This window comes from Streptomyces lacaronensis (assembly GCF_047337785.1).
GTDB classification, from domain to species: domain Bacteria; phylum Actinomycetota; class Actinomycetes; order Streptomycetales; family Streptomycetaceae; genus Streptomyces; species Streptomyces lycopersici.
In genome coordinates this window covers 5,505,715-5,522,129 of the sequence record NZ_JBLHDK010000003.1, presented here as the reverse complement: position 1 = coordinate 5,522,129, position 16,415 = coordinate 5,505,715, and the positions used below count along the sequence as shown (strand labels likewise).

Sequence of the window (16,415 nt, the reverse complement as noted above, 5' to 3'; positions counted from 1 at the left end):
GAATGGCCCCTGTGCGGTATCTGATCCTCGGCACCACCGAAGCGCGCGACGACCACGGCGACCCGCTCCCCCTCGGCGGCCCCCGGATCCGCGCGCTGCTCGCCGCGCTCGCCGTAAGGGCCGCACGCACCGCCCCGGCCTCCGTCGAGGTCCTGATCGACGAGGTGTGGGCCGACGACCCTCCGCATGACGCGCCCGCCGCGCTCCAGGCGCTCGTCGGCCGGTTGCGCCGGACCATCGGCAGGGACGCCGTGGTCTCCTCACCCGGCGGCTACCGGCTCGCGACCGCCGCGCCCCAGGACGACGTCGACCTGCTGCGCTTCGAGTGGCTGACACACGAGGGCATACGCGCTCTGGGCGCCGACGACCTCGAGACGGCCGCCGCCACCCTCCGTAAGGCGCTCGCCCTGTGGCGCGGCCCGGCCCTCGCCGACCTGCCGAACCGGGACGCGGCCGCCGCCCGCCCCGAGGCGCTCCGGCTGACCGCGCTGCACCGCCGGATCGACGCGGACCTCGCGCTCGACCGCCCCACGGATGTCATACCGGAGCTGCGCGAGCTCGTCGCGGACCATCCGCTCGACGAAACATTCCACGCCCAGCTGATCCGCGCGCTGCGGGCGGCCGGTCACTCCGCCGACGCCCTCGCGGCGTACGAAGACGTCCGCAGGATCCTCACCGACCGCCTCGGCACCGACCCGGGAGCGGAGCTCAAGGAACTCCACAGACGGCTGCTGACGACGGACGTCGTGTCGGCCCTCCAGGAGCCGCGCGGCGGGGGGCCCGCCGCGCAGGCCGCCCCGCCGAGGGCCGACGGCCATGAGGGGAGCGGGGAGGGGATCCGGGCGGACGGCACCGCGATCGGCGGCCGCGGGGCGGCCGGGAACGCGTTCGACGGCCGGGCCGGGGGCGGAGGAACCGACGGCGGGGCCGAAAGCCGCGCCGACGGCCGGGAGGCGGGCTCGCGCACCGCCGTGCCGCCTCTGCCGCACGGCAACCTCAGAGCCCGCCTCACCAGCTTCGTCGGCCGCCAGAAGGAGATCGGCGACATCCTCCGCGACCTGGAGGGCGCCCGGCTGGTCACCCTCACCGGCCCCGGCGGCTCCGGTAAGACCCGACTCTCCGAGGAGGCCGCCGGGGCCGTGACGGACGGCTACCCGGACGGCGTCTGGATCGCCGAACTCGCCCCGCTCGACCAGCCCTCCGCCGTCCCCGGCGCCGTTCTGAGCGCGGTCGGCCGCCGCGAGACCATGCTGCTCGCCTCCGGGCTGGAGAGCCGCACCACGGGCGCGGACGGCGGGGATCCGACGAGCCGCCTCGTCGAGTACTGCGCCGACCGCCGGCTGCTGCTCCTGCTCGACAACTGCGAGCACGTCATCGACACCGCCGCCCGGCTCACCGAGACCCTGCTCGCGCACTGCCCGGGGGTGACCGTGCTCGCCACCAGCCGGGAGCCGCTGGGGGTGCCCGGTGAGACCGTAAGGCCGGTGGAGCCGCTGCCGCCCGCCCCCGCCCACCAGCTGTTCGCCGAGCGCGCCGCCACCGTACGGTCCGGATTCGACCCGGCGGCGGACCCGGACACGGCGGCCGCGGTCGCGGAGATCTGCCGCCGCCTGGACGGTCTGCCGCTGGCGATCGAGCTGGCCGCGGCGCGGCTGCGGCTGCTGACCCCACGCCAGATCGCCGACCGGCTGGACGACCGCTTCCGCCTGCTGACCAGCGGTAGCAGAACCGCGCTGCCCCGCCAGCAGACCCTGCGGGCCGTCGTCGAGTGGTCCTGGGACCTGCTCGACGAGCGCGAGCGCACCGTGCTGCGCCGCGCGTCGGTCTTCGCGGGCGGGTGGACCCTGTCCGCGGCCGAGGCGGTGTGCGCGGACGCCCCGCCGGGCGCGAGCACTCTTACGGACGGGACGGATCACACGGACGGCACGGATCACACGCACGGCACGGACGCCGATGGAGTCATCGAGGACGGCGTCGGCATTCGTGACGCCCTTACGGATGCGACGGCGGGCACGCCCACGCTGGGCGACACGGTTGCGTACGCCGAGACGCGCGCCCCCATGCGCTCTCATACGCGCCCCCAGACCAGGATCGCGCCCGCCGAGGTGCTGGAACTGCTCGGGGCGCTGGTCGACAAGTCGCTGCTGATCGTCGACCATCCGTCGCACGGTTCGGCGGCGGAGTCCTCCGGCCCGGCGGGCGGCGAGCCCCGCTACCGGATGCTGGAGACCATCAACGAGTACGTCGGCGAGCGCGCCACGGAGGACGCCACGGCCCGCGCCGACAACAAGGCCGCCATGGCCCGTCACACCGCCCACTTCCGGGACTTCATCCGCACCGCCGAGCCCCGTCTGCGCTCCGCCGGACAACTGCCCTGGCTGCGCTTGGTCGAGACCGACCTCGACAACATCCGGGCAGCGCTGCACCGCTCCCTGACCACCGCGGACGAGGGCACCGTCTTCGCGCTCATCCGCGACTTGGCGTGGTTCTGGTGGCTGCGCAACTACCGGGACGAGGGCGCCGCATGGGTCGGCCGTGCCCTGGCCCTGGAGAGCCGCACCCATGGCACGGACGGCGAGGCGGATCGGGCACCGGGCGGCGACCATCCCCTCGACCAGTTCCCGCTCATCCCGGCCCGGGTACCGGACGGCGAGGACGGCGTCGACGAGGAAGCCACCCGGTACTGGCAGTTCATGGACCTGCGGCTGCTGCTCTTCTTCCTGCTCGCCGAGCAGGGCACCGGCCCGGACCTGGCCGACCCCGAGATCCGGGACGCCGCGGTACGCATGCGCGACGCCTACGCGAGCCATCCAGGGCCCCGCCGCGCATGCTTCCCCGGTCTGCTGTGGCCGTTCACCGCCTTCGTCATCGAGGGCTTCAGCGGCGAGATACTGCCGCTCATGGACCGGACCGTGGCCGACTGCCGGGCCCATGGCGACGACTGGGCGCTCGGTGTCTCGCTGATGTACCGCACCCACCTCGCCATCGACATGCCGGGCGGCGTCGAGAGCGCCGGCGACGACCTGGCCGAGCTGCGTGAGCTGGCCGCCGGCGTCGGCGACCGCTGGGTGCTCGCCCAGGTGGAGGGCGCGCACGGTGAGATCGCCACCCATCGTGGCCGGTTCGGGGAGGCGAGGGCCGCCTATGAGAGGGCGACGCGGCTCGCGCAGGAGCTCGGCGCCCACACCGAGGTGCCGTTCCTCTACACCCGCCTCGCCGACCTCGCCGTCCACGAGAGGGATGTGGACGGCGCGCTGAGTCTGGTGGAGCGCTCCGATGAGGAGGCGGAGCGCTGCGGCACCCAGGACGTGTTGGCCTTCAACGACATCGTGCGCAGCGAGGCCGAGCTGGTACGCGGTGATCTGGCGCGGGCCAGGACGTATTGCGACGCCGCGCGACAGCGTGCGCTGCGCGGCACCTCGCCACGGCAGTTCTGGGTCGTGGCCACCGGCCTGGACGCCCGTATCACCGGCCTGACGGGTGATCTGGCCGGCGGACTGCGCAAGCTGCGGAACACGCTGAGCGAGGGCCTCGCGGTGAACTCCATGGAGCTGCTGCTGGCCCATCAGGCGGAGGCGGCCGCCGAGCTCCTGGCGGGATGCGGACAGGAGCGGCTCGCCGCGCGGCTGCTGGGCGCAGCCGACGGCTGGCGCGGCCGGCTGCCGCGCTCACCGCTGGTGGCCGGGGACGTCGGCGCGACCGCGGCGCGTGCGAGCGAGGCACTGGGCCAGGACGCGGTGGAGAAGCTGCGCACCGAGAGCACGACCCTGACCCCCGAGGAGGCGCTCTGCCTGCTCGACGAGGCGCTGAGCTGTCCGGACGTCGCCGATGCCGATGCCACTGATGCCGATGCCGCTGTCTCTGACGCCGTCGATGACTAGGCCGACCCGGCCGCAACCGCCGATCGGGCCGTAACCGCTGACCCGGCCGCAACCGCCGACGTGGCCCCCAAAGCCGCCGACCGGAGCGCCGCACCGCCGCCCGCCCGCTGATGCGGGCACGAGCAGCAGATGCGACGCCCCGGCGACCGTCACATGTCGTCACTCATATGGAGGAGGCGGGATGCGCCGCTCACCCCTGAAACCGACGCGCGAAGACGAGAACGTGTCTCGCTCCGGGGCCGACGGCATCACCCCATGGGGCGTGACCGCAGCCCGTCCAGCAGGATGTCCAGTAGCCGGGCCGAGGCCGCCGCCTGCTGTGCCGCGTCCGGCAGCGAGGGCGCCGCCGTGGCGATCACCAGCAGCACATCGGCGACCGTGACATCCGGGCGAAGCTCACCCGCGGCCCGTGCCCGCTCGACCAGCTGCCCGACGACTTCCAGCAGCGCCGCGGCGCCCGCGTCGTCCGGCTCGTCCTCAGCGACCATCGGCCGCTCGACCAGCCGGAGCTCCGGCTGAGCCGGTGCGGCTAACGCCGCCTGCCGCTGCTGCGGCAGCCGGATCTCGGTCTCCACGTCGACCCCGACCCGCAGCACCTGCGGCGGAAGCAGCCGGCCCGCGCCGGACGCCACCGAAGTACGCAGGAACCGGGCCAGCGCCGACCACGGCTCGTTCTCCTGGCCCAGCGCCGCTCGCGCCTGATCGGTCAGCCTTGCCGTCTCCTCCTCGGCTATCCGGCGCACCAGCACGTCCTTACTGGGGAACCGCCGATAGACGGTGCCCACCCCTACTCGCGCCCGGCGCGCCACGTCTTCCATCGGAGCCCCGTACCCCAGCTCACCGAAGACCTCGCGCGCCGCCCGCAGGACGTGCTCCAGATTGCGCTGCGCGTCCACGCGCAGCGGTGTGTTCCGTCCGCCGTTTCCGTCCGACGACGCGACGGCTGCGGACCATGACGAACCCTGAAGGTGCATAAGTGATCCCCCGGTAATGATGTCTCCCCCCGGAGACTCCCCGCCCAGACTGTCGAGGCAGTCACAACCCCGACGAAGTACGAACATAGTTGAGCGCAGGTCAAGAAAGAAGAGGGTAGCTCGGGACAGAACGCCCCCCGATCAGAGCAGCAGACCACCTCTTTCCGGCTATCCGCCCGCTTGCCCCCACCTATCCCGGGGCTGACCTGCGGACATTTCGCACGTGTAACCGATTCCGCGGCTCGGGGCCGAGCGAGCCGTCCGGTCACACAATTCGTCGGGCCTGTGGACAAACCGCGGTCGCGCGTGCCTCATGGGAGGGTGAAGGAACCAGCGCGCATTCTCGTTGTCGGTGGTGGCTACGTCGGGATGTACGCCGCGCTGCGCCTCCAGCGAAAGCTGAAGCGGGAGCTGAGGCACGGCGGGGTGCAGATCATCGTGGTCGACCCCGAGCCGTATATGACCTACCAGCCGTTCCTGCCCGAGGCGGCGGCCGGATCGATCTCGCCCCGCCATGTGGTGGTGCCGTTGCGGCGGGTCCTGCCCGACTGCACGGTCGTCATCGGCGAGGCCACCGCGATCCACCACGGCAAACGCACCGCGACCGTGAGAACCCTCGCCACGGAGGAGGAGGGCACCGGCACGGTCGACATCCACTACGACGAGCTGGTGCTGGCCCCCGGATCCGTGTCCCGCGCCCTCCCCGTCCCCGGCCTCGCCGAGTTCGGCATCGGCTTCAAGACCGTCGAGGAGGCCATCGGCCTGCGCAACCACGTCCTCGAACAGCTGGACATCGCCTCCTCGACCCGGGACCCGGACGTCCGTGATGCCGCGCTGACCTTCGTCTTCGTCGGCGGCGGATACGCGGGCGTCGAGGCGCTCGGCGAACTGGAGGACATGGCCCGGTACGCCGTCCGCTACTACCACAACATCGCCCCCGAAGACCTGAAGTGGATCCTGGTCGAGGCCACCGACCGGATCCTTCCGGAGGTCGGCGAGGAGATGGGCAAGTACGCCGTCCGGGAGCTGCGCGGCCGCAATATCGACGTGCGGCTGGAGACCCGCCTGGACTCCTGCGTCGACCGGATCGCCGCACTGAGTGACGGCTCGCGCTTCCCCACCCGCACGCTCGTGTGGACCGCGGGCGTCAAACCGCACCCGATCCTCGCCTCCACTGATCTGCCCCTGAACGAGCGCGGCCGGCTCAAATGCACCGCGGCCCTCCAGGTTGACGGCGTGGAGCACGCCTGGTCGGCCGGGGACGCCGCGTCGGTGCCCGACCTGACGGCCGGCCGACCCGGTGCGGAGTGCGCTCCCAACGCCCAGCACGCCGTGCGCCAGGCCAAGGTCCTCGCCGAGAATGTGGCCGCCGCGCTCGTGGGTCAGCCGCTCACGGACTACGAGCACAAGTACGCGGGCTCCGTGGCCTCCCTTGGGCTCCACAGAGGCGTCGCACATGTCTACGGGCGCAAGTTGAAGGGCTACCCGGCGTGGTTCATGCACCGCGTCTACCACCTCAGCCGGGTGCCGACGTTCAACCGTAAGGCACGCGTGCTGGCCGAATGGATTCTGTCGGGGCTGTTCAAACGCGAGATCGTCTCGCTGGGGTCGCTGGAGAACCCGCGTGCCGAGTTCAAGCTCGCCGCGGACACCGGTCGCCATCCCGGGGCCAGTTGAGCCGATCGGGGCGGAGCCGGGAACTCCCCTCCCACGATCGGCGTCTCACGGATGTCAGTCCGGTCGGCCACACTGGTCGTGTGACCATGGGTGGGCTCGTATCTGCAAAGAGTGACAATCGCGAGGATTCGGAAGTTTGCTGCATTCCCCTGGGGGTCGTCCCCCGTACCCGCATCCATCTCCCCGATCCCGCGCCGGCGCGCCGCTCAGCCACCACCCCACGAGGTAATCCGCAGTGAACTTCACGCGCTGGAGCGCCCGGCTCCCCCGAACCCAGCGACGCATCGCCGCCCGGGCAGACCGCGGTGGGCGGCGGCCGAAGCCCGCGGCCGCCGCGGGCGGCGGCTCCGTCCCGGCGGCCCGGGGCGAGAGCGCCGACCCGTCGGGGAACGGTGAGCCTCCCGCCGCCGCCCCTTCCGACGCCGCGCCGCCCGCCGCCGTCCCGACCCTTGACGGGCTGTCCGCCCATGACCTCCTCGGCCAGGTGCCGGCGCTGGTCGCGGTGGTCTACGGCCCTGAGCACCGCATCGCCTATCTCAACGACACCTATGTCGAGCTTTTCGGCTCCCGGCCCCCCGGCACACCCGCCGGCCAGGCCCTGCCCGAGCTGAGAGAGCTGGGGCTGCTGCCGCTCATGGACCAGGTCCTGCGCAGTGGCAAGCCCCGTACGGTCAAGTCCCGGCGGGTGCCCGGGGGCGGCCCGGCCACCACGCCCGGGCCGCGGCGGGAGGGCGCGGCCCCCGGCCCCGGCCGGCCCCGCCACGGCTACTACACCTTCACCTGCTCCCCGATCGAGATGGCCGCGCCGAGGGCCGTCGCCCCCGCGCGGCCGACGGACGAGCGGGCGGGGGAGGGGGCCGTGGACGGAACACCGGTGGACGGATCGCCCGTGGGCGGATCGCCGGTCGGCGGGACGCCGGTGGACGGCTCGGTCCGGGAAGACGTCGCCCGTAAGGCCGTCGCCGTGCCGGAGGCGGTCGCCACCGAGACCGTCGCCGCCGACACCGACACCGGCACCGACACGGTCACCGAGCCGGTCCGCGGCGTGCTCGTCTTCGGCGCCGACGTCACCGACCAGGTCGAATCCGCGGAGCGGCTGCGCGCCAGCGAGCGCCTCCAGCGCGAGGCGGCCGTCACCCTCCAGCGCAGCCTCCTCCCCCAGCGGCTGGAGCAGCCAGACGATCTGCGGGTGGCCGCCACCTACCAGCCCGGCGGCACCGACGCGGCGGTGGGCGGCGACTGGTACGACGTCATCACCCTGGGCGCCGGCCGCACCGCCCTCGTCATCGGCGACGTCATGGGCCGCGGTGTGCGGGCGGCCGCCGTGATGGGCCAGCTGCGCACCGCCGTCCGCGCCTACGCCCGGCTCGACCTCCCGCCGCACGAGGTGCTGCAACTCCTCGACGGCCTGGCCGCCGAGATCGACCCCCACCAGATCGCCACGTGCGTCTACGCCGTCCACGACCCCAACGAGAACCGCCTCGTCTACGCCTCCGCGGGCCATCTGCCGATCCTGGTCCGCGACCCGGACGGCACCGTGCGCCGCGCCTCCGAGCCCACCGGACCGCCCCTCGGCACCGGCGGCTGGCTGCACACCACCGGTTCGGTCCCGCTCGGCCCCGGGGCCAGCGCGGTCCTCTACACCGACGGTCTGGTGGAGCGGCGGGACAAGGACATCTACGACGGAGTGGCCGCGCTTGAGCGCGTCTTCGCGGGCGCGACCGGTTCGCCCCAGGTGATGTGCGACCGCCTCATCAGGGCCCTGGGCATCACCGCGGAGCACGACGACGATGTGGCGGTGCTGGTGCTCCAGCACCCGGCCCGTACGGGGCATGACGCGGAGCTCTTCCACAACGCCGCGCTGGAGCTCCTCGGCGGGGTGGAAGCCGCACCGCGCGCCCGGGCCTTCGCCTCAGGGGTCCTCGCCAGCTGGCGCTTCCCCATGGAGCTGCGCGATCTGGGCGTGCTCGCCGCCAGCGAGCTCGTCGCCAACTCCCTCCAGCACGGCACGCCGCCCATGCGGCTCCGGCTGCGCCGCACCGACCGCCGCCTGATCATCGAGGTGACGGACGGCGATGAGCATCTGCCGCGCCGCCGCCGGGCCGAACCGGTGGACGAGGCCGGACGCGGTATCTCGATCGTCGCGACCATCGCCTCGGCCTGGGGCTCGCGCCGCACCCCGGGCGGCGGCAAGGCGGTGTGGTGCGAGTTCGCCCTGCCCGCGGGCTAGCTCCACGCGGCTCGGCAGCACGGGCCTGAGCGGGGACACGGCCGCCCCGACCCACAGATCGCCCTGGCGCGGCGGAGCCGACCGGCTCCTTCGCCGCGCCAGGGCGATGGCGGAGTGGATGGGCGGCTCAGGCCGCGGTGGCCACCTCGTCCGACGAGGTCGCCCGCGGCGCGGGCACCGCGGCCCCGGCGACGGCTCGCAGCGGATTGTCCTGCTCGGCCGTGAGCCGCCCGCCGAGCATCAGGGCGAGCGCGGTGATACCGAGCGAGCAGACGACCAGCGTCACGATGTACGCCTCATACAGCCCGGAGCCCGCCATCAGCCCGCCGGCCGCCGGGCCCACCGCCAGGGCCAGCTGCTTGACCAGCGCGAACGCCGAGTTGTACTGACCGAGTGCCGACGGCGGCGCCAGATCGGCGACCAGCGGCGCGACGGTCGGCGACAGCATCGCCTCACCGAGCCCGAAGAGCGCGTACGCCGAGATGATCGCGGTGACGCCGACGGCCTGGCTCCCGGGTATCAGCCCGGCGGTCCCGGCGGCGCACCACGCCACTGTCCAGACCAGCCCGACCAGCGCCATCACCCGGCTGCGCCGCCGCCGCTCGACCAGCTTGAGCACGACGAACTGCGCCAGCACGATCGCCGCCGTGTTCGCGGCCAGGGCGATGCCCAGCATCGACGGCGATATCCGGGCGACGTCCACCGCGAACGCCGACAGCCCGGACTCGAACTGGCCGTAGCAGGCGAAGAACATCACGAAGCCCAGCACGCACAGCTGCACCATGGCGCGGTGGCCGAGCAGGGCACGCCAGCCGCCGGAGCCGCCGAGCCGCTCATCGACGGTCGGCACCGGGTCGTCGAACACCGGCGTCCGCTCCAGCCTTACGGTCGCCACCGCCGCACCGAGCACCAGGAACATCACCGCGTCGATCGCGAAGAGCCGCACAAAGCTCGAGGCGGCGGAGGTGTCCACGAGCAGCCCGCCGAGCAGCCCGCCGACGCCGAGGCCCAGATTGCCGAGGAAGAACTGGGTGGCGAAGGCCCGCGACCGGGTGACCGGCGTCGAGCACCAGACGATCAGCGTGGCCAGCGCCGGCTGTATGGCCGCTATGCCCGCGCCCAGCACTCCGGCCGCGGCGATCACCAGCGGCTCGCTCGCGGCCAGCCCGAGCCCCATCGATCCGACAGCGGCGGCGACCGCGCCCACGACCACAACGGACAGCGGCCCTCGCCGGTCGATCACCCGACCGATGAAGGGCAGCACGGCAAGCGCGGCCACGGCGAACGTCGCGAGCACCATGCCCGCGGTATTCGCACCGAGGTCCCGCACCTGCGCCACATAGACGAAGAGGAACGGGACCGTGAAGCCGTTGCCGAACGCGCTCAGCGCGTTGCCCAGCTGGATACGGCGCAGCGCTGCGCCCATCGCGGTGGTCACACTCACCTACCTAGGTCGAGGAGGGTCAAAGGACAACGGGTCTGACCTGCGGGTCAGCCCGGAGGATCGATCTCTGAAGACTTCGAAGCTAAACTTCAATGCTTAAGAGTACAGAGCGAAGGACTTCAGCGCCAACGAGTTTCGTGTCATACTCTTCACATGGCGGAGACCCCCGACCCGGACGACCTGCTGAGCCTCGAAGAGCAGATCGCGGCCTATCAGCGCGAGTTCCAGGGCCTGGATCCTCAGGTGGAGCAGGTCGTCAGCGCGCTCAGCCGGCTCACCCGGCGAATGAACGTCGCCTACGGCCGCCAGTCGGCCACGCTGGGGATCAGCAACTCCGAGTGGGAAGTCCTCAAGGTGCTCGTCCTCTCCGGGGCTCCCTACCGCCTGGGCCCCGGCGACCTGGCCAAGAGGCTGGGCCTCACCCCCGCCGCCATGACCCACCGCATCGATCGCATGGTGAACGAGGGTCTGGTCACCCGTGAGCGTGATGCGGACAACCGCGTCCGCGTCATCGTCGAGCTGACCCCGGACGGCCGGGAGAAGTGGGTCGAGGCGATGCGCCAGGCCACGGTCTTCGAAGCGGACCTTCTCCAGGACCTCTCCAGCGAGGAGCGCGGAGCCCTCGGCGAGATGCTGACCCGCGTGCTGCGCCGGGTGGAGGAGGACCAGCCCGACGCCGAGGGACGGCTGAGCGACCTCGACTGAGGCATTTGGCCCAGCCGAGGTTGACACCGGTACGGGCGATCCGTAATGTACTCCGAGCTGCCACGGAGCCTTACGGTTCTTCCGGTCAGCACTCCAGCCGCACCGGCGGCAAACCACTACTGCACGGCCCCTCATCGGGATGGATTTCGGCATGCCGGAATTCGGACCGGGGATCTCGATTATGAGCATCCGGGGGAATCCGCTAAAGTAGTGGACACGCCGGAAGGCGCGAAAGACCCCGCTCCAGCAGGGGGCCGGAAACGGAATTCGGATCGGAAACGACCGGAAATCGGATCTGGTAAGGTTGGAAACACCGAAGGGAAGCGCCCGGAGAAGCCGGTGAAATGGTTTCGAAGGAAGCGTCCGTTCCTTGAGAACTCAACAGCGTGCTAAAAGTCAACGCCAGATATGTTGATACCCCGTCCATTTTGGACGAGGTTCCTTTGAAGAAAAAACACAGCGAGGACGCTGTGGACGGGCCGGGTTATTCCTCCGGTTCCGTTCCGCTCTCGTGATGTGTTGCCGGGATAGCCCGGAAGCATTCACGGAGAGTTTGATCCTGGCTCAGGACGAACGCTGGCGGCGTGCTTAACACATGCAAGTCGAACGATGAACCGGTTTCGGCCGGGGATTAGTGGCGAACGGGTGAGTAACACGTGGGCAATCTGCCCTGCACTCTGGGACAAGCCCTGGAAACGGGGTCTAATACCGGATATGACTGCCGGCCGCATGGTCTGGTGGTGGAAAGCTCCGGCGGTGCAGGATGAGCCCGCGGCCTATCAGCTTGTTGGTGGGGTGATGGCCTACCAAGGCGACGACGGGTAGCCGGCCTGAGAGGGCGACCGGCCACACTGGGACTGAGACACGGCCCAGACTCCTACGGGAGGCAGCAGTGGGGAATATTGCACAATGGGCGCAAGCCTGATGCAGCGACGCCGCGTGAGGGATGACGGCCTTCGGGTTGTAAACCTCTTTCAGCAGGGAAGAAGCGCAAGTGACGGTACCTGCAGAAGAAGCGCCGGCTAACTACGTGCCAGCAGCCGCGGTAATACGTAGGGCGCAAGCGTTGTCCGGAATTATTGGGCGTAAAGAGCTCGTAGGCGGCTTGTCGCGTCGGATGTGAAAGCCCGGGGCTTAACCCCGGGTCTGCATTCGATACGGGCAGGCTAGAGTTCGGTAGGGGAGATCGGAATTCCTGGTGTAGCGGTGAAATGCGCAGATATCAGGAGGAACACCGGTGGCGAAGGCGGATCTCTGGGCCGATACTGACGCTGAGGAGCGAAAGCGTGGGGAGCGAACAGGATTAGATACCCTGGTAGTCCACGCCGTAAACGTTGGGAACTAGGTGTGGGCGACATTCCACGTTGTCCGTGCCGCAGCTAACGCATTAAGTTCCCCGCCTGGGGAGTACGGCCGCAAGGCTAAAACTCAAAGGAATTGACGGGGGCCCGCACAAGCGGCGGAGCATGTGGCTTAATTCGACGCAACGCGAAGAACCTTACCAAGGCTTGACATACGCCGGAAAACCCTGGAGACAGGGTCCCCCTTGTGGTCGGTGTACAGGTGGTGCATGGCTGTCGTCAGCTCGTGTCGTGAGATGTTGGGTTAAGTCCCGCAACGAGCGCAACCCTTGTTCTGTGTTGCCAGCATGCCTTTCGGGGTGATGGGGACTCACAGGAGACTGCCGGGGTCAACTCGGAGGAAGGTGGGGACGACGTCAAGTCATCATGCCCCTTATGTCTTGGGCTGCACACGTGCTACAATGGCCGGTACAATGAGCTGCGAAGCCGTGAGGTGGAGCGAATCTCAAAAAGCCGGTCTCAGTTCGGATTGGGGTCTGCAACTCGACCCCATGAAGTCGGAGTCGCTAGTAATCGCAGATCAGCATTGCTGCGGTGAATACGTTCCCGGGCCTTGTACACACCGCCCGTCACGTCACGAAAGTCGGTAACACCCGAAGCCGGTGGCCCAACCCTTGTGGAGGGAGCCGTCGAAGGTGGGACTGGCGATTGGGACGAAGTCGTAACAAGGTAGCCGTACCGGAAGGTGCGGCTGGATCACCTCCTTTCTAAGGAGCGCATAGCCGACTGCAGGCAAGTGTCCTGCACGGTTGCTCATGGGTGGAACGTTGACTATTCGGCATTGTTTTGGATGTTTCTTCTGTTAGTACTGCTTCGGCGTGGAACACAGGGTAAGCGGACAGGCGATGTCGGGCACGCTGTTGGGTGTCTGAAGGTACGGGCAGGAATGCTTGTTTCTTCGGCCGGTCCCGGTGTACTGCACGGTGAGTGTGGGTGACGGGGTACGGGTCGTTGTTTGAGAACTGCACAGTGGACGCGAGCATCTGTGGCCAAGTTTTTAAGGGCGCACGGTGGATGCCTTGGCACCAGGAACCGATGAAGGACGTGGGAGGCCGCGATAGGCCCCGGGGAGCTGTCAACCGAGCTTTGATCCGGGGGTGTCCGAATGGGGAAACCCGGCAGTCGTCATGGGCTGTCACCCATACCTGAACACATAGGGTATGTGGAGGGAACGCGGGGAAGTGAAACATCTCAGTACCCGCAGGAAGAGAAAACAACCGTGATTCCGGGAGTAGTGGCGAGCGAAACTGGATGAGGCTAAACCGTATGTGTGTGATACCCGGCAGGGGTTGCGCGTACGGGGTTGTGGGTTCGTACTTCAGTCGTCTGCCGGCGGCTGGGTGAGTCAGAAATTGTTGATGTAGGCGAAGGGCATGCGAAAGGCCCGGCGTAGAGGGTAAGACCCCCGTAGCTGAAATGTCAGCAACTTGCTTGTGCGATACCCAAGTAGCACGGGGCCCGAGAAATCCCGTGTGAATCTGGCGGGACCACCCGCTAAGCCTAAATATTCCCTGGTGACCGATAGCGGATAGTACCGTGAGGGAATGGTGAAAAGTACCGCGGGAGCGGAGTGAAATAGTACCTGAAACCGTGTGCCTACAAGCCGTGGGAGCGTCGGACATCAGCTTGCTGGTGTCTCGTGACTGCGTGCCTTTTGAAGAATGAGCCTGCGAGTTTGCGGTGTGTTGCGAGGTTAACCCGTGTGGGGAAGCCGTAGCGAAAGCGAGTCCGAATAGGGCGGTTTAGTAGCGCGCTCAAGACCCGAAGCGGAGTGATCTAGCCATGGGCAGGTTGAAGCGGAGGTAAGACTTCGTGGAGGACCGAACCCACCAGGGTTGAAAACCTGGGGGATGACCTGTGGTTAGGGGTGAAAGGCCAATCAAACTCCGTGATAGCTGGTTCTCCCCGAAATGCATTTAGGTGCAGCGTCGTGTGTTTCTTGCCGGAGGTAGAGCACTGGATAGGCGATGGGCCCTACCGGGTTACTGACCTTAGCCAAACTCCGAATGCCGGTAAGTGAGAGCGCGGCAGTGAGACTGTGGGGGATAAGCTCCATGGTCGAGAGGGAAACAGCCCAGAGCATCGACTAAGGCCCCTAAGCGTACGCTAAGTGGGAAAGGATGTGGAGTCGCAGAGACAACCAGGAGGTTGGCTTAGAAGCAGCCATCCTTGAAAGAGTGCGTAATAGCTCACTGGTCAAGTGATTCCGCGCCGACAATGTAGCGGGGCTCAAGCGTACCGCCGAAGTCGTGTCATTGCAGCATGTGGTCCAACGGCCGCTGTGATGGGTAGGGGAGCGTCGTGTGCCGGGTGAAGCAGCCGTGTAAGCGAGTTGTGGATGGTTCACGAGTGAGAATGCAGGCATGAGTAGCGATACACACGTGGGAAACGTGTGCGCCGATTGACTAAGGGTTCCTGGGTCAAGCTGATCTGCCCAGGGTAAGTCGGGACCTAAGGCGAGGCCGACAGGCGTAGTCGATGGACAACCGGTTGATATTCCGGTACCCGCTTTGAAACGCCCAGTATCGAATCCTCTGATGCTAAGGCCGTGAAGCCGTCCTGGATCCTTCGGGTGAAGGGGAGTGGTGGAGCCGCCGGTCCAAGGTGGTAGTAGGTAAGTGATGGGGTGACGCAGGAAGGTAGTCCAGCCCGGGCGGTGGTTGTCCCGGGGTAAGGGTGTAGCCCGAGGGGTAGGTAAATCCGTCTCTCATGTGGGTGAGACCTGATGCCGAGCCGATTGTGGTGAAGTGGATGATCCTATGCTGTCGAGAAAAGCCTCTAGCGAGTTTCATGGCGGCCCGTACCCTAAACCGACTCAGGTGGTCAGGTAGAGAATACCGAGGCGTTCGGGTGAACTATGGTTAAGGAACTCGGCAAAATGCCCCCGTAACTTCGGGAGAAGGGGGGCCATTGCTGGTGATGGGACTTTGCTCCTTGAGCTGGTGGTGGCCGCAGAGACCAGCGAGAAGCGACTGTTTACTAAAAACACAGGTCCGTGCGAAGCCGTAAGGCGATGTATACGGACTGACGCCTGCCCGGTGCTGGAACGTTAAGGGGACCGGTTAGTGGGGTTTTGGCTCCGCGAAGCTGAGAACTTAAGCGCCAGTAAACGGCGGTGGTAACTATAACCATCCTAAGGTAGCGAAATTCCTTGTCGGGTAAGTTCCGACCTGCACGAATGGCGTAACGACTTCTCGACTGTCTCAACCATAGGCCCGGTGAAATTGCATTACGAGTAAAGATGCTCGTTTCGCGCAGCAGGACGGAAAGACCCCGGGACCTTTACTATAGCTTGATATTGGTGTTCGGTTCGGCTTGTGTAGGATAGGTGGGAGACTGTGAAGCATTGACGCCAGTTAGTGTGGAGTCGTTGTTGAAATACCACTCTGGTCGTGCTGGATGTCTAACCTGGGTCCGTGATCCGGATCAGGGACAGTGTCTGGTGGGTAGTTTAACTGGGGCGGTTGCCTCCTAAAGGGTAACGGAGGCGCCCAAAGGTTCCCTCAGCCTGGTTGGCAATCAGGTGTTGAGTGTAAGTGCACAAGGGAGCTTGACTGTGAGACCGACGGGTCGAGCAGGGACGAAAGTCGGGACTAGTGATCCGGCGGTGGCTTGTGGAAGCGCCGTCGCTCAACGGATAAAAGGTACCCCGGGGATAACAGGCTGATCTTCCCCAAGAGTCCATATCGACGGGATGGTTTGGCACCTCGATGTCGGCTCGTCGCATCCTGGGGCTGGAGTCGGTCCCAAGGGTTGGGCTGTTCGCCCATTAAAGCGGTACGCGAGCTGGGTTTAGAACGTCGTGAGACAGTTCGGTCCCTATCCGCTGTGCGCGTAGGAGTCTTGAGAAGGGCTGTCCCTAGTACGAGAGGACCGGGACGGACGAACCTCTGGTGTGCCAGTTGTTCTGCCAAGGGCATGGCTGGTTGGCTACGTTCGGGAGGGATAACCGCTGAAAGCATCTAAGCGGGAAGCCTGCTTCGAGATGAGGGCTCCCACCCACTTGATGGGTTAAGGCTCCCAGTAGACGACTGGGTTGATAGGCCAGATATGGAAGCCGGGTGACCGGTGGAGTTGACTGGTACTAATAGGCCGAGGGCTTGTCCTCAGGTGCTCGCGTCCACTGTGTTGGTTCTGAAGCAA

At 67.7% G+C, this 16,415-nt stretch carries 6 protein-coding genes and 2 rRNA genes; 6 read left to right on the top strand and 2 right to left on the bottom strand.

Translation table 11 applies throughout. The features are described from left to right. The first annotated feature begins 11 nt into the window (after positions 1 to 11). Complete coding sequence (locus ACMTAK_RS23690) at positions 12 to 3,881, top strand: AfsR/SARP family transcriptional regulator (protein ID WP_413808051.1); 3,870 nt, start codon at positions 12 to 14, stop codon at positions 3,879 to 3,881. Between the two features lie 248 nt (positions 3,882 to 4,129). On the opposite strand, the gene ACMTAK_RS23685 is transcribed toward ACMTAK_RS23690, so the two are convergent. Further along, positions 4,130 to 4,855: a TetR/AcrR family transcriptional regulator gene (locus ACMTAK_RS23685; RefSeq protein WP_044572074.1), complete on the bottom strand. Its 726-nt coding sequence runs from the start codon at positions 4,853 to 4,855 to the stop codon at positions 4,130 to 4,132. 321 nt (positions 4,856 to 5,176) lie between these two features. Between ACMTAK_RS23685 and ACMTAK_RS23680 the strand changes: the two genes are divergently transcribed. Together ACMTAK_RS23680 and ACMTAK_RS23675 are read left to right on the top strand one after the other, a co-directional pair. Further along, positions 5,177 to 6,532: an NAD(P)/FAD-dependent oxidoreductase gene (locus tag ACMTAK_RS23680; protein ID WP_413808050.1), complete on the top strand. Its 1,356-nt coding sequence runs from the start codon at positions 5,177 to 5,179 to the stop codon at positions 6,530 to 6,532. A gap of 235 nt (positions 6,533 to 6,767) precedes the next feature. Next, on the top strand, positions 6,768 to 8,762 hold the full coding sequence (locus tag ACMTAK_RS23675; RefSeq protein WP_413808049.1) for an ATP-binding SpoIIE family protein phosphatase: 1,995 nt from the start codon (positions 6,768 to 6,770) through the stop codon (positions 8,760 to 8,762). A 127-nt stretch (positions 8,763 to 8,889) separates the two neighbouring features. On the opposite strand, the gene ACMTAK_RS23670 is transcribed toward ACMTAK_RS23675, so the two are convergent. Then, positions 8,890 to 10,200, bottom strand: coding sequence for an MFS transporter (locus ACMTAK_RS23670; protein WP_413812972.1), 1,311 nt, complete (start codon positions 10,198 to 10,200; stop codon positions 8,890 to 8,892). Positions 10,201 to 10,359: 159 nt separating this feature from the next. On the opposite strand from ACMTAK_RS23670, the gene ACMTAK_RS23665 reads away from it, so the two are divergent. The 3 genes from ACMTAK_RS23665 to ACMTAK_RS23655 all read left to right on the top strand — a co-directional run bounded on the left by ACMTAK_RS23665 (position 10,360) and on the right by ACMTAK_RS23655 (position 16,380). Beyond that, positions 10,360 to 10,911, top strand: coding sequence for a MarR family winged helix-turn-helix transcriptional regulator (locus ACMTAK_RS23665; protein ID WP_256654897.1), 552 nt, complete (start codon positions 10,360 to 10,362; stop codon positions 10,909 to 10,911). 541 nt (positions 10,912 to 11,452) lie between these two features. Continuing rightward, positions 11,453 to 12,979 (top strand): 16S ribosomal RNA (locus ACMTAK_RS23660). Positions 12,980 to 13,259: 280 nt separating this feature from the next. Continuing rightward, positions 13,260 to 16,380: ribosomal RNA gene (locus tag ACMTAK_RS23655) — 23S ribosomal RNA — on the top strand. Together the 16S and 23S rRNA genes form the textbook arrangement of a ribosomal RNA operon. The last annotated feature ends 35 nt before the right edge of the window (positions 16,381 to 16,415 follow it).

Coding starts and splice junctions, on each gene's coding strand:
- ACMTAK_RS23685 (WP_044572074.1), bottom strand. CDS start 4,855: ATGCACCTTCAGGGTTCGTCATGGTCCGCAGCCGTCGCGTCGTCGGAC.
- ACMTAK_RS23665 (WP_256654897.1), top strand. CDS start 10,360: ATGGCGGAGACCCCCGACCCGGACGACCTGCTGAGCCTCGAAGAGCAG.